Source organism: Blautia sp. HCN-20427, from assembly GCF_037890365.1.
Classification (GTDB): Bacteria; Bacillota; Clostridia; order Lachnospirales; family Lachnospiraceae; genus Blautia.
In genome coordinates, this window is sequence record NZ_JBBKBX010000009.1 from 23,765 (window position 1) to 38,485 (window position 14,721).

Consider the following 14,721-nt stretch of genomic DNA (forward strand, 5'->3'; position numbering starts at 1 on the left):
TCACGCAGTTAATACACATGGATTATATCGCAACACTTCTGAAAAAACAAGTTTAAAATCCCGTACTCCTGTGATAGTCACGAATAAATTGTTCTAAAAGCCCATCTGTATCTTCTCCGGACACCTTCCTGGCTTTCTTTGCACTCTGTTCCAGATTCCGGATAATTTCTTCCTGTTCCTCTGCCTCTACTTCCATTTTTCTGCATATTTGAGGAAATTCCTGGGGGTTTCTCATATAAGATGCAGTAAGGTAGTGCCTGTATACCTGTTTTGTATGAAGCAGTTCATAGGCTTTCCAAAAACAGTCTGCTGCTTCCTGAAACTGAAACAGATTTAAATACGCGCAGCCCATATTGTGGTAAATACCGCCGTTAAACTGTTCTCCTAACCCTTCCTTATCTTCTTTTTGCAGTGCATTTTCATAAATCCTCACCGCATTGACATACATCCGGTTTTCCACCAGATAATCTCCCTTTTTCTTTTCTCTCAACACCTCCGGCTGTTGATTCAGAAGGCTCAGCCGCTCATTCAATTCCTTAAATTCACTGTGTGTCAGATAATTAATTTCTTTAAACACGGCCAGAATAAACTCTGCTGTTCCCAGATTATCCTCCAGGATTTTATAAAGCCGCCTGTACAGCTTTTCCAGCCCCAGTTCTTTTCTCAGCCAGTCACAGAGATGTTCATTTAAAATCGTCTCGTCCAGAAGATAAATATTATGGTAAAAATAATAACAGAGTTCTTCAATGGAATAGATATTTGTGCTGATGTTCTCAATATAATAAGGCATCTTTGCTCTTTTTAACTGACATAAAATATATCCGCTCATTCCCTTTTCTCCTTTACCATGATACTTTTTCTGTCCAGACTTTGCCCTCGGAGGGGAACAAATCTCCAAATCCCAGGTCTTCCGCCGTAATGACGCAGAGTTCCTGAGATTCATAGACAATACGGATACCCAGTCTGGTGGTTTTATTGGGACGCTTTGGCAGACCTTCCAGTTTCATACTGCACCTGGTTTTTCCGGTTCCCTCCATAGAGGTTACCAGAAATTCCAAATCCTCTTTTCCGTCCAATATCAATTCCAGTTCCGCGTGAATCTCATACCAGTTTTTCCCTGCTTCGATAAGCGCATACGTCTTGGGTGAACCATTCACCAGCATCTCCATGGATACATTGTGCTTTACCAGAGAGGGACTCAGGTAGAGATATCCCTTCAAAGTTCCGTCTTCACATTTTTCTCTGGCTCCATAGCAGGCACCTTTTACATACAAATTGTTTCCATAATACACATGTCTCTGGTTTCTGCACAGCAGGGGCGTCGAACGCACTGCCCATTCCTGGTCAAACCCGTCCCCCACAATATAGATACTGGAATACGTATCTGTTCCGCAGGAACGCTCGATTAGACGATAAAAATTATCATCTTTTTCTATGGCATCCTGCGGCAGCTCCGCGGTAATTCCATGCTCTATAAACGCTGTAATAGGACGTTTCTGATTATCCATAACCAGTCTGGCAAAAGACACCTGATTTTCTTCAAACAAAAACCAGCCGATTTTCCGATTCCAGTTATCCTTGCGGTGATTCATCACATAATAGTAAAAACTTTCGTCATAATCCTGCAGGAAAATCTGGTTTCTGGTAAATCCCAGATTTTCTCCTGCCTGATATAAATTTTTCACCAGAGCTGCGGAAAGCCGGGGTACGGTAATCATCAGAGCCTTTATCTGTCTTGCGGGTTCCGCGGTTCCCAGAAGAGAAATACAGCCCTTTAAATAGTTTTCCAACAGTTCAGAAGGCTTTCTTTTTTCTCCGTCCACGATGACTTCCTCCGCGCTTCCAAAAATCCCCAGAAGTCCGGTAATGGAAATTTCCCCTTCCTGGCGGGAAAAATAATCTGCCTCCATGCCGTAATGCCACACTTCTTCTCCCGGTTTCTTGGAAAGTCGGGTAGGAAAAAGATATTGGTTGCTGCCTGCTTTTACGGAAACAGAAATCGGCTCTTTTTCCCTGCGGTCATAATAGCAAATCTGGGACTGGTTTTTTCCGATTTCCAGACCTACTATAATATTTCTTGTCTCATTCATCTCTCTGCCTCCTAATCCAATAAAGCAAACAGGTCTTTTACCTGCTGCTCCCGTTCCATATAGGCTTCTGCCATACGCTGCAGTTCCTCTTTCTTTCCCTTTTCTCTTAGCTGCAGCATAGTGTTCAGCATCTGATATTTGCTGCCGCCCTGCATACTGCTTTCTTCTACCGTCAGAATTTCTTCCCCGGTTGTTTCCACCTTCCCGTCTTTTTCAATCACAAAATAATAATGCAGTTTTTCTCCGTAGAATAAAACAAATTCTCTGTTATAAATCCCCTGATACCGCTCCTTTAACGGTTCGCTTTTTTCTTCTGAGGTTTCTCCCCGTTCAATATAGGAATGCAGTGTTACTCTTGCACGACGGCCTGCCCGACATTCTACAAACATTTTATCCTCCATCTGGCAGGTGCAGAGCAGTTCTCTGGGCAGCATCCGGAAAAATGCAAACTGCAGACGCTCTTTTTCACATTCCTCCAGGATTTCTTCTGCTATATTCTTTCGCTTTTCATCCCAGACTCCGGTTTCTCCGTAATGCTTTAAAAGAGAAATTCTGCAGATGATATCACATTCCCATTTCCTCTCCATGACTTTTTCCAAAGCCTCAAAAAGAAACTGGTCTTTTTCCTTTTCTCCCAGGAAATATTCATAACACTCAAAGGTCAGATAAGAGAGAATCACCTGTTCCTTTCCGCTCTGACTGATATAATTTTCCAGCACTGCAAGACCTTTTTCATGACACACTCTGGAAAACATGCTGCATACCAGAATCTTTTCCTCCAGCTGATAGCAGTCCAATGCAAAGCCCATAGCACGGTTCCAAAGCTGTACCATTTCCTCCACAGGGCCTTCAAAATGCTGTACCAGATACTGCAGGAGCACTTCATCATAAATACCGGCGTGCACAATGTACTCTGCCAGCAAGAGAAGTTCCTCTTCATATTCAAATTCCAGCTTCAAAATCATCTGGCTGCACAGTCTTAAAAGAACCGGCATTTCTATCTGTTCATATCCGTATTCACAAATCAGGTCATAAGCCCCTACAAACATCTCCTGTTTCACCAGAATCGTAATCAGCAGCCGTTTATTTACCCTGGCAAATGCACGGAAGTCCATTTCCCGCAGCGACTCTCTCAAATTGCGGTTATCCATCTGGGATTCATAATACAGCAGCAGCTTTTTGCGTATATTCTGCCGGTAATCCTCACAGAAAATCTCCTGTTTCAAAACTGCTTCAAAAGAAGCCACATTGGCTTCAGTCACCGGAGATTCGTGTTTCAGCTCCCCACAAGTGTGCAGCAGCATGCCCGGATATTTCTTTCCGTCCTTTCGCAGCTTCCCGGCCAGCTCCTCCAAATCCAGGAGATTGTGTACATTGTAATCCACCGTATTCACATATCTACGCTGACTGCTGTCCTCAAACAAAACAGCGGCATCCTTGGTATACAGTGAAATATAGGTCGTCTTATCTGTGCAAAGATACACCTGTTCCTCTTTCATAGAAGCATGGCGCACAATCACCTTTCGGATTTTGGGGTCATCGCAGTAAAGCCGATAAGTAAAGAGTACTTTTGCCAGAGCCGTCCTGACATTTTCGTCCTGAGAATCCACACAGAATTCCTGATACACCACTGCAAAATCTTCATTGATTCTTCCCTCTTTGATTTTTTCTTTTGCAAAGGTCTCCATGTTTTTCTGATAACTCTGATAAGTTTCTCTATCTATCTCTTTATTCCGAATAACGTTGCTGTAGACAAACGCCTTCTTCGTATCACTTAACGTATTGTTGTATCCGAAATACAGGCGAATGACTTTTGGCAGTACCTTCTGATAGTTTCTGCTCATGGTTTCAATGTAATACTCATACAGCCCTGTGATTTTCAGTTCTGCCTGCACCGCCAGTTCATACCAGCGGAAATACTCCGGCTTTCTGGGTTCCCCCTTCATAATCAGCTGACAAATTCCCCTGACAGCATGAACGGAAGGGTATTTCTCATACACATACTGCAGGACTTCGTAAACCTTTTGGGAAAATCCTTTCATCTGTCCTGCAAGGTCAATGGCACGAAAAGCCATTTCTTCCGTGAGAATCCCGTATTTTTTGGCAAAAAGATACACCTGTATGGTAAAAGCATTCATTTTCCGAAATGCGGAACCATCTGCTGCCGCCAGTCTGCACGCTGTCAGATAGAGAAATGGACTCCTGCAGCCGATTCTGTACTGTTCTTCTAAGAGAAACATTTTCCTGGACTGGGTGCGCAGATTTTCTTCATCCAATTCAAAAATCATAGAAAGAAGCAGCAGACTGTCCACTCTTCTCTGATAAAGCTGATGGAGCCGCACAGCCGCAGCTTCTTTGGACTGTGTACTTCTCTCGGAAATCTCATTCAAATACAAAAACGCCCCCTCCAGAATTTCCTCCTGCTGAATCTTCTGGTTGTTTTCCAGGGAATCCAAAAGCCTTCTGGCTTCCTCCTTCCTGTCTGCGCGCACCTGTACATAAGCTTCAAAAAGCTGGCATTCTGTGGAATAATAGCCGTTTTCCTTCAGTTCATCCAAGAGTGCTTTCATTTCGGCGCACCAGGCTTCCGTATTCTTTCTTCCAAGCTCCAAAAGCAGGAAATCTCTGGCTGCTTCCAGCCTTTTTTTCTTTTCATAAGCTGTGACATTGACCTGAATATGGCCGTTTTTCGATGCCATAATCTGGTAGGTAATGGTCTCATACACCGTTTTTATCTGAATTCTTCCGAAATTTTTCCCCTTTCCGAGACATTCCTTCCGTATGATATATTCCAAATCATAGACACTGCCGATAAAATGCCCGTCTTGGATAACCTTTTTCTCTACTTCCAGAAAATCTCCCTCGGTCTGAATTTCAGCGCGAAGAAAACCCCATCCGCTTCTTCGGATTCTCAAGGTATCTTTTAAAGAAGTCTGTACCTCATAAAGTTCCAGATTTTCTTTTTCCAGGCTTAAATGCACAGGTTCCTTCAGCCCCGCGCCTATAAGAAATTCTTCCAGATTCTGATACGGCACAGGCGTTTTTACCATGGAGGCATAATACGGCAGCAGTTCTTCTCTGCCTTTTAACAGCCTTTTAAAGGAAGTATCTATAAAAAGCTGGTATGCCTCTCTGAAGTCTTCCTTTGCCAGACTGACAAATTCCTCCAGAGTCCCTACCGTTCCCTGAGATGTGCGCACTTCCAACTTTTTTATTCCAACAGAAAAAGGCACCCGGTACGTTCCGATACTGGTACTTAAAACAATTTCTCCCTCTATGCAATCTGTACTGTCCAATCCCTTGGTATCCACACCATAAGGAAGAATCATCTTTTCTCCTGAAAACTTTTCCTTACCCAGAAGAAATCTGCGATGTGTGGAATAAGCCATTCCCTTGATTTTTCTTCCGTCTTTTGCTGCAAACTGCAGTTCTCCTCTTACCTTTTCTTCCGGCATGGTACTGAAAGAAATATGACTTGCAGACAAATCCAGACCGGGTACTTCATATTCAAATCTTCCGTTTATCAGTTGTTCCATTCGTGTCTTCAAAATATCACCTTTGCCCTGTTTTATTTATAAAAATCTGATTATTGAATAATTGACAATATTCTGCTACTATGAATTATACACTACAAACTTCTGCTGTGCAACTTCAATACACAGCCTGTTTTGGAACATTTTTTTACCAAAAGGAGGTTTTTTATGCTGAAACACAAGGATCATTTTCACGGCAGCGACCTGGAAAAAATTGAGGAAATCTATCATATAAAGAAAGAAGACATTACCAGCTTTTCCGCCAATGTCAACCCTCTTGGGATTTCTCCCTTACTGAAAGAGACCCTGGCGAAACATGTAAACGCTATTACTTCCTATCCTGACAGAGACTACACAGGACTCAGAAAAAGTATCTGCCAGTACACGGGGGCACAGTTTGAAAATATCATTGTGGGAAACGGCTCTACAGAATTGATTTCTCTCTTTATCCAGACCACACATCCTCAAAAAGCCCTGATTCTGGGACCTACCTATTCGGAATATGAACGGGAAATCGCTCTGGAGGGAGGCCACACCCTTTATTATCCGCTGAAAGAAGAGGATGATTTTCAAATGGATGTGGCAGATTTCTGCCAACATCTGAATGACAGTCTGGATTTGCTGGTACTGTGCAATCCCAACAATCCCACTTCCACGGCCATTGCCAGAAAAGATATGCGGAAAATCCTGGATAAAGCCCTGCAGTACGGCATTTCCGTCATGGTAGATGAAACGTATGAGGAGTTTACAGACCCCAAAAGTAAAATTTCCGCAATTCCCCTTACCAATAATTACAACAATCTGATTGTTTTAAGGGGAATCTCCAAATTTTTCGCAGCTCCCGGACTACGGCTGGGTTATGCGGTTACCGGAAACCCTGACCTGCTGAAATACATCAACACCCGTAAAAATCCCTGGACCATTAACAGTCTTGCAGAAATCGCAGGCTGCATTATGTTTTCCGACAAGGAATATATCGAGAAAACCAAAAGCCTGATTACTGCGGAAAGAGAACACCTTTATTCTCTGCTTTCTACCTGGGACAGCGTAAAGGTATACCCTTCCTGCTCGAATTTTCTGCTTATGAAAATTTTAAAAGAGGATATTACTTCTGAAATGATTTTTGATTTCTGTATCCGAAGGGGATTGATGATTCGGGATTGCTCTACATTTCCGTTTTTAGATAATTCTTTTATCCGATTCTGTGTCATGAGTCCTGAAAAGAATCATGAACTGATAGAAGCATTTCGTGAAATCTTAGAAGAAACAAAATAATCTTTTTCAAGGCGCCGCTGTTTTGAATCTCAAACTCAAAACAGCGGCTGTACCTTGAAAAAGCTATCTTATCCTGCAAGAAATAGCAATACAACTTTTTAGAATTTTTCTCCGGAAAGCAGTTCATATGCTTCCACATATTTGTCTACGGTCTTTTTCACTACTTCCTCCGGAAGAAGGAAATCGCTTTCAGGATTTGCTTTCAGCCAGTCCCGCACATACTGTTTGTCAAAAGATGGCTGTCCCTGTCCCGGTTTGTAGCCTTCTAACGGCCAGAATCTGGAGCTGTCCGGTGTGAGCATTTCATCCCCCAGTACCACTTCTCCGTTTTCGTCCAGACCAAATTCAAATTTTGTATCTGCAATAATGATATTTTTTGTCAGTGCGTATTCTGCACATTTTTTATAAAGAGCAATGGTGTAATCACGAATCTTCTCTGCGTACTCTCTTCCTCTTCCCGGATGAAGTTTTTCCAGAGTTTCTACGGTTTCTTCAAAAGAAACGTGTTCGTCATGGTCGCCAAGCTCTGCTTTTGTTGTCGGTGTATAGATTGGTTCAGGCAGTTTATCAGACTCCTGTAACCCTTCCGGCAGTTCAATGCCGCATACAGTTCCATTTTCCTGGTAACTAGCCCAGCCGCTTCCTGTAATATATCCTCGAACAATACATTCTACAGGCAGCATATCCAGCTTCTGGCACAGCATAGCATGTCCTTCAAATTCCGGTTTCTGGAAAAATTCCGGCATTTCTTTTACATCTGTGGAAATCATATGGTTCGGAACAATATCTTTTGTAAAATCGAACCAGAATTTAGACATCTTTGTCAGGACAACGCCCTTGTCTGTAATCTTGTTTTTCAAAATGTAGTCAAATGCGGAAATCCGGTCAGTTGCATAGATAACCAGCTTATCTCCAATATCATATACCTGACGCACTTTTCCTTCTTTAAATGGTTTGTACTCCTGCATGTTTTCACCTTTCCTCTTGCTTAATAGTAGTTGATTCTTCTTTATTGTAACAAATTTCCCGAAAAAGGGAATAGGATTCCTGAAAAAAATACAAAATTTTTCTGTTTCGACAGATACTCTATCCGTTTGCCAAAACGTTCTTCTTTATTGAAAATCAAACAGCGACATCTGATTAGACTGTGGCAGTTTCCCAAACAGGCACAAATCATTCATCAAGTCAATCGTAGAAGCCGTCACCTTTGTCCGGTTTCGGAAGTCATCCAGGGACAAAAATTCTCCCTCTTCTGCCGCAGCCACCACAGCGTCGGCGGCTCTGTCCCCCAATCCTTCAATGGTATCCAGCGCAGGCATCAACTTATCCCCTTTTATCTGGAAGGTATGCGCATTGGCTTTATAAATATCAATAGGCACAAACTCAAATCCTCTTGCATACATCTCCTGCACAATTTTCATGTCTTTATAGGTATCCTGCTCTTTCTTGCTGAGCGTATCCTTTCTCCGCTCATAATCATCCATAAAATACTCCAGTTTTTCCTTTCCCTGGCACATGATTTCATAGGAAAATGCCGTAGCGCGTATACTGAAATACGCCGCATAATATGCCAACGGATGAAAGATTTTACAGTAGGCAATGCGCCAGCCCATCATAACGTAAGCCGCTGCATGGGCTTTTGGGAACATGTATTTAATCTTTTTACAGGAAGCAATATACCAGTCCGGAACATCGTGCTTTTTCATCTCTTCTTCCCATTCCGGCTTCAAACCTTTCCCTTTACGGACACTCTCCATAATGGTAAAAGCCTGCCCGTGTTCCAGGCCCTTATTGATAAGATAAATCATGATATCATCTCGGGTACAGATACAAGTGGTAATGGTTGCTGTACCGGATTTAATCAAATCCTGCGCATTCCCTAGCCACACATCCGTACCATGGGAAAGACCGGAAATACGCACTAAATCCGAAAAAGAAGTGGGGTTGGCGTCAATTAACATCTGCATAGCAAAATCGGTGCCAAACTCCGGAATCCCCAGACAGCCAAGAGGACAGCCGCGGATATCTGCCGGGGTAACTCCAAGGGCATCTGTACTCTTAAACAGAGACATAACCTCCTTGGAATCCAGCGGAATTTCCCTGGCATTAATTCCCGTAAGGTCTTCTAACATACGAATCATGGTAGGATCATCGTGCCCCAGAATATCCAGCTTCAGCAAATTGGAATCAATGGAGTGATAATCAAAATGGGTGGTAATAATGTCGCTGTTCATATCATTAGCCGGGTGCTGTACCGGAGTGAATTCTTCGATATCCCAGCCGATGGGAAGAACAATGATTCCTCCCGGGTGCTGCCCTGTGGTACGGCGGATACCGGTGCACCCCTGCACAATCCGGTTAATCTCGCAGTAACGCTTTCTCTGCCCCCGTTCCTCATAATATTTTTTCACATATCCGAAAGCTGTTTTCTCTGCCAGCGTACCGATTGTTCCCGCCTTAAAAGTCTGTCCTGCGCCGAAAATAACCTCTACATAGCGGTGGGCTTTTCCCTGATAATCCCCGGAAAAGTTCAAGTCAATATCCGGTTCCTTATCTCCTTTAAATCCCAGGAAGGTTTCAAAAGGAATGTCAAATCCCTCTTTAATCAGAGGCTCTCCACACACCGGACACTTCTTATCCGGCATGTCGCAGCCCGCTCTTCCCGAATAAGCCCGCACTTCCTCAGAATCGAAGTCCGAGTAATGGCATTTCGCGCAATAATAATGAGGGCTTAAAGGATTTACCTCTGTAATTCCCGACATGGTTGCCGCAAAAGAAGAGCCTACCGAGCCTCGGGATCCTACCAGATAACCGTCGCTGTTGCTCTTCCATACCAGCTTCTGCGCAATCATATACATAACCGCATATCCGTTTGAAATAATAGAATTCAGTTCTCTTTCCAAACGCTCCTCCACGGCTTTGGGAAGATTGTCCCCGTAGATTTCATGGGCTTTATTGTAACAGATTTCCCGCAGCATATTATCCGAATTTTCAATCACCGGCGGACATTTTCCTTTGTGAATAGGAGAAATTTTCTCCACCATATCTGCAATTTTGTTCGGGTTGGTAATGACAATTTCCTCTGCCTTTTCCCGCCCCAGATAAGAGAATTCTTCCAACATTTCCTCTGTTGTACGCAGGTACAGCGGAGCCTGGTCATCTGCATCATCAAAACCTTTCCCCGCCATAATAATTCTCCGGTACACCTCATCTCCCGGTTCCAGAAAATGCACATCACAGGTTCCCACCACCGGTTTATTAAAGGCTTCTCCCAGCTTCACAATCTTTCGATTAATCTCCTGCAAATCCTCTTCACAAGTAATGTCGGAACGGTCCTCGCTGCGAATCATAAAGGCATTGTTGCCCAGCGGCTGAATCTCCAGATAATCATAAAAATTCACTAATCGGGCAATTTCCGCCTCCGGTCTGCCGTTTAATACGGCCTGATACAGTTCCCCTGCTTCACAGGCTGAACCAATAATCAATCCCTCCCGGTACTTCAAAAACAGGCTTTTTGGCACACGGGGACGCCTGTGATAATAAACCAGGTGAGAATCCGAAATCAAGTGGTACAGATTCACCCTTCCAATATCATTTTTCGCCAGAATAATGGCGTGATAGGTAGGCATTTTCTGAATAGAATTCACGGAAACCGCACCTTTTTCATTCAACTCATCCAGATTGAAAATATCTCTTTCCCTGCACATCTGAAGAAATTTCACAAAAATTTCAGCCGTACATGCTGCGTCATCCACGGCTCTGTGGTGATGTTCCAAAGAAACTCCCACGGCCTTTGCCACAGTATCCAGCTTAAAACGATTTAACTGAGGCAGCAGAAAACGAGCCATTCCCACGGTATCCACAATGGTATCCTCTCTCTCTATCCCCAAATCCTCATAATTTTTCTTAATAAAACTCATATCGAATTCTGCGTTGTGAGCCACCATCACACAGCCCCTGCAGAACTCCTCGAAACGGGGCAGAATCACATCAATGGTAGGAGCCTCTGCCACCATACTGTCATTAATGCTGGTTAACTGCTCAATGCGAAAAGGAATGGGAATTTCCGGATTCACAAACTCGGAAAACCGCTCGGTAATGTTTCCGTTTACCACCTTAACCGCACCGATTTCAATGATTTTGTCCTTCATGGCAGAAAAACCGGTGGTCTCGATATCAAAGACCACATAAGGAGCGTCCAGGCTCTGCCCCTGACTTTTCTGGACAATTCCTTTCAAATCATCCACCAGATAAGCCTCCACACCGTAAATCACCTTAAAGTCCGAATCCTGCGGCACTACGCCGCCCCAGGCGTCAAAACAGTGATTGGCTTCAGGGAAAGCCTGTACCACTCCATGGTCCGTAATGGCAATGGCCTTATGTCCCCACTCATACGCTCTCTTAATAATAGACTTTGCGTCAGAAACACCGTCCATATCGCTCATTTTGGTGTGGCAGTGCAGCTCTACACGCTTTTGTGGATAATTATCGGAGCGCACAGTTCCAAAACTGGCAATCTTTTTAATCCCCACTACAGAGCCAATGGTCAGCTCACTGTCAAAGCGGTCTATGGTGGTAATTCCCTTTAATTTTACAAAGGCTTTTTCTTTTACCCCTTCGGTAATCTCCTCTACCTGGTCGTTGCGGGCAAACATTTTTACCGTAATGGAATCCGTAAAATCCGTAATAGAAAAGATAATGATGGTCTTTTCGTTGCGGATTTCCCGCTTCTCCAGGCTCATAATCTGACCGCGGATACACACCTCTCCCATCTCTGTCTGCACGGTTTCTAAAGGAAGCGCCTCATCCTCGAAGTCTCTTCCGTACAATACATCCGGATTATCCGAGCGCTTGACACTCCGTCTGAAATCAGAGGAAAACTTCTCGTTTTTCCCCTTAGTTCTGGGTGTTTTCTCTCCGCTGCCAACCTGTTTTGCACTCTTCTTTTCTGTATTTTTTACTTCTTCTTTTCGTTCCTCTGCCGTATTCTCCGCCTCTTCTTTTCCTTTTCCAAGAGTTGACATTTCTATAATATGCGCAGCCTCCTGCGCAATGCGAATATCACTGTTCTTTCGGAATCTGCTTTCCTTTGCTTCCTGATATTCGGCTTCCACTTTCAGAGAAAATTCACACCGCTCACAGAACACCTTTTCCATATAGTGAATCAGTTCCTCTTCTTTACTTCTTGCCAGTACTGTGGACTGCAAAAGCATATGCATGGTATTGGTTTCCGGAAACGTAATAACAGCATTCCGGAACATATTAAAGACCAGAATGCTGTAATTTTTTAGTTCCAGTCCCATGGAAGACTGATACGCTTCAAAGAATAATTGGGGCGTATACTGGCTGGAAAGTGTAAATTTCTCCAACACCTTAACCTCCATGGGAACTCCCCTGAAACACTGGGACGCAATGGCTCTCTCCAGTGCGTAGATATACTTTTTATGAATCCACTGCCGGCTTCGGATATAAACCCGAATATGGTCTTTTCTCTGGTTCACGGATACCTTTGTTACCACAACCTCTTCCAACAGGGCTTTCAGTTCTCCGTTTAATTCCAGATTCCGGAACACATCCAGAAATTCCTTTTCCATAACCGCATTGCCTCCATCTTTATTTCCAATTTGCAAGTTCTTCCCGCAAAGTAAAAAGCAGTTCTTCTTCCGGTACCTTTCGGATGATTTCGCCTTTCTTTATTAAAAGGCCCTCTCCTTTGCCTCCGGCAATTCCAATGTCCGCTTCCTTTGCCTCCCCCGGTCCATTAACCACGCAGCCCATAACGGCCACCTTAATGTCCAGAGGAAATTCCTGCACCATGTTTTCCACCTGATTGGCCAGTCCAATCAAATCAATTTTTGTTCTTCCGCAGGTGGGACAGGAAACCACTTCCACACCGCCTTTTCGCAGGTTCAGCGTCTTTAAAATCCGCTTGGCAGACTTAATTTCCTCTACCGGACTGCCCGTAAGCGATACCCGAATCGTATCTCCGATTCCCTGATACAAAATAATTCCCAGTCCCACAGCAGACTTTATATTTCCGGAATACAAAGTTCCCGCCTCTGTAATTCCCACATGCAGAGGATAGCAGGTTTCTTTTGCCAAAAGTTCATGGGCTTTTACACACATCAGAACATCCGAGGATTTAATGCTGATAACCAGATTGTTATAGCCCAAGTCCTCTATGATTTTCACTTTATCTAGCGCGCTTTCCACCAAGCCTTCTGCTGTGACACCATGATATTTTTCCACCAGTTCTTTTTCCAACGACCCGCTGTTTACTCCTACGCGGATAGGGATATTCCTTTCTTTTGCCGTATCCACTACCGCCTTGATTTTTTCTTTTTTGCCGATATTTCCCGGATTAATCCGAATCTTATCCGCCCCGTTTTCCATGGCTGCAAGAGCCATTTTATAATCGAAATGAATGTCTGCCACCAGTGGAATGTGTATCTGTTTTTTAATTTCTTTAACAGCTTTTGCCGCTTCCAGAGTAGGCACGGTACAGCGGATAATCTCGCAGCCTGCGGCCTCCAGTTCTAATATCTGGTTTACCGTTGCCTCTACATCTTCGGTAGGTGTGTTGGTCATGGACTGAATCAAAATAGGATTCCCGCCACCGATTTTCCGGTTCCCGATAGCAATGACCTTTGTGTTGTCCCGATACATACTGCCTTCCTCCTTAATGATTAATCTGCAGTAATTTCTGTTTTAATTCTCCCTCCAGACGGTAGATTTCCGCTTCTGCAGCTCTTCTCTTTTCCCGTCCTTCCTTTTGAATACTCATAACCTCATCAAAGGTACTGATTAAGGATTCATTGGTCTTCTGCAGAGTTTCAATATCTACAATACCGCGCTCGGATTCTTTCGCCGCTTCCACAGTAGCCAGCTTCAGAGTCTCTGCATTTTTCTGCAGCAGAGCATTGGTCATATCTGTCACTTCTCTCTGGGCTCTTGCCGCTTCCGTAGAATGTGCCACTCCAAGGGCAATCACCATCTGGCTCTTCCACAGGGGGATAGTATTGACAATGGTGGACTGTATTTTTTCTGCCATCAGCGTATCATTTCCCTGTACCAGACGAATCTGCGGTGCTGTCTGAATGGCAATCATCCTGGTCAGTTCCAGGTCGTGAATTTTCTTTTCAAACCGGTCGCAGAGAGAGTCCAAATCCTTTGCCGCCTGGGCGTCCTCCGGCAGACCACTGATCTGGGCTTTGCTCATAAGCTGGGGCAGTTCTGTGGCGCGGATTTCTTCCAGCTTCTGTTTTCCCGCCAGAATATACATGGATAATTCCTTAAAGTAGTTTAAGTTTAAGGCATACATCCTATCCATAATCGCTGCGTCTTTCATAAGCTGAATCTGATGTTTTTCCAGAGTTTCCACGATTTTATTCACATTGGTCTCCGCTTTGGCATACTTGTTTTTCATGGATTCCAGTTTGTTGGCTCCCTTTTTGAAGAATCCCATAATACCTTTGCGCTCTTCTTCCGCATCAAAGTTTTTCAGTTCTGTCACCACATCTTCCAGCAAATCGCCCACTTCGCCCAAATCCTTGGTGCGCACTTTGTCCAGCGCATCCTCCGAAAAATCCGCCATTTTCTTCTGTGTGCCTGCGCCATACTGTAAAATAGCAGTTGAATTGCGGATATCAATCTGTTTGGCAAAGTCATCTACCATCTTTCGCTCTTCCGGTGACAGAATACTGTCGTCCATCTTTGGCTCTGTGGGCTCTTCCTTCTTCACTTCTGCAACCGGTGCCTCCTCTTTTAAAGGTTCAAAAGTCAGGGTGGGTGTCACCGTAAAATCCTTTAATTCTTCGCTCATC

8 protein-coding genes are annotated in these 14,721 nt (G+C 43.9%); 1 reads left to right on the forward strand and 7 read right to left on the reverse strand.

The window, feature by feature from the left end; translation table 11 throughout:
- Positions 1-52 precede the first annotated feature (52 nt).
- The 3 genes from WKT17_RS07235 to WKT17_RS07245 are packed head-to-tail and all read right to left on the reverse strand — an operon-like array spanning position 53 to position 5,638.
- Positions 53-829, reverse strand: coding sequence for a hypothetical protein (locus WKT17_RS07235; protein WP_291683210.1), 777 nt, complete (start codon positions 827-829; stop codon positions 53-55).
- 13 nt (positions 830-842) lie between these two features.
- A complete protein-coding gene (locus tag WKT17_RS07240; protein ID WP_330026527.1) occupies positions 843-2,090 on the reverse strand; it encodes a DUF5716 family protein in 1,248 nt (415 codons plus the stop codon).
- An 11-nt stretch (positions 2,091-2,101) separates the two neighbouring features.
- Positions 2,102-5,638 (reverse strand): DUF5717 family protein, encoded by a 3,537-nt coding sequence (locus tag WKT17_RS07245; protein WP_340272153.1) that lies wholly within the window; start codon positions 5,636-5,638, stop codon positions 2,102-2,104.
- A 153-nt stretch (positions 5,639-5,791) separates the two neighbouring features.
- On the opposite strand from WKT17_RS07245, the gene WKT17_RS07250 reads away from it, so the two are divergent.
- Positions 5,792-6,898 (forward strand): pyridoxal phosphate-dependent aminotransferase, encoded by a 1,107-nt coding sequence (locus WKT17_RS07250; RefSeq protein WP_173748602.1) that lies wholly within the window; start codon positions 5,792-5,794, stop codon positions 6,896-6,898.
- 98 nt (positions 6,899-6,996) lie between these two features.
- On the opposite strand, the gene WKT17_RS07255 is transcribed toward WKT17_RS07250, so the two are convergent.
- The 4 genes from WKT17_RS07255 to WKT17_RS07270 all read right to left on the reverse strand — a co-directional run bounded on the left by WKT17_RS07255 (position 6,997) and on the right by WKT17_RS07270 (position 14,720).
- A complete protein-coding gene (locus WKT17_RS07255; protein ID WP_173748604.1) occupies positions 6,997-7,866 on the reverse strand; it encodes a phosphoribosylaminoimidazolesuccinocarboxamide synthase in 870 nt (289 codons plus the stop codon).
- A 144-nt stretch (positions 7,867-8,010) separates the two neighbouring features.
- Positions 8,011-12,492, reverse strand: a complete 4,482-nt coding sequence (locus WKT17_RS07260; RefSeq protein WP_330026533.1) for a PolC-type DNA polymerase III — start codon at positions 12,490-12,492, stop codon at positions 8,011-8,013.
- A 19-nt stretch (positions 12,493-12,511) separates the two neighbouring features.
- Positions 12,512-13,564, reverse strand: coding sequence for a flavodoxin-dependent (E)-4-hydroxy-3-methylbut-2-enyl-diphosphate synthase (gene ispG / locus WKT17_RS07265; protein ID WP_291683206.1), 1,053 nt, complete (start codon positions 13,562-13,564; stop codon positions 12,512-12,514).
- 13 nt (positions 13,565-13,577) lie between these two features.
- The gene (locus WKT17_RS07270; protein ID WP_173748610.1) at positions 13,578-14,720 is read right to left on the reverse strand and encodes a toxic anion resistance protein; all 1,143 of its coding nucleotides are present in this window, start codon (positions 14,718-14,720) and stop codon (positions 13,578-13,580) included.
- Between the last annotated feature and the right edge of the window lies 1 nt (position 14,721).

Excerpts from the sequence above, each read along its gene's own strand:
- WKT17_RS07250 (WP_173748602.1), top strand. The coding sequence starts at position 5,792 with ATGCTGAAACACAAGGATCATTTTCACGGCAGCGACCTGGAAAAAATT.
- WKT17_RS07255 (WP_173748604.1), bottom strand. The coding sequence starts at position 7,866 with ATGCAGGAGTACAAACCATTTAAAGAAGGAAAAGTGCGTCAGGTATAT.
- ispG (WP_291683206.1), bottom strand. The coding sequence starts at position 13,564 with ATGTATCGGGACAACACAAAGGTCATTGCTATCGGGAACCGGAAAATC.
- WKT17_RS07235 (WP_291683210.1), bottom strand. The coding sequence starts at position 829 with ATGAGCGGATATATTTTATGTCAGTTAAAAAGAGCAAAGATGCCTTAT.
- WKT17_RS07240 (WP_330026527.1), bottom strand. The coding sequence starts at position 2,090 with ATGAATGAGACAAGAAATATTATAGTAGGTCTGGAAATCGGAAAAAAC.
- WKT17_RS07260 (WP_330026533.1), bottom strand. The coding sequence starts at position 12,492 with ATGGAAAAGGAATTTCTGGATGTGTTCCGGAATCTGGAATTAAACGGA.
- WKT17_RS07270 (WP_173748610.1), bottom strand. The coding sequence starts at position 14,720 with ATGAGCGAAGAATTAAAGGATTTTACGGTGACACCCACCCTGACTTTT.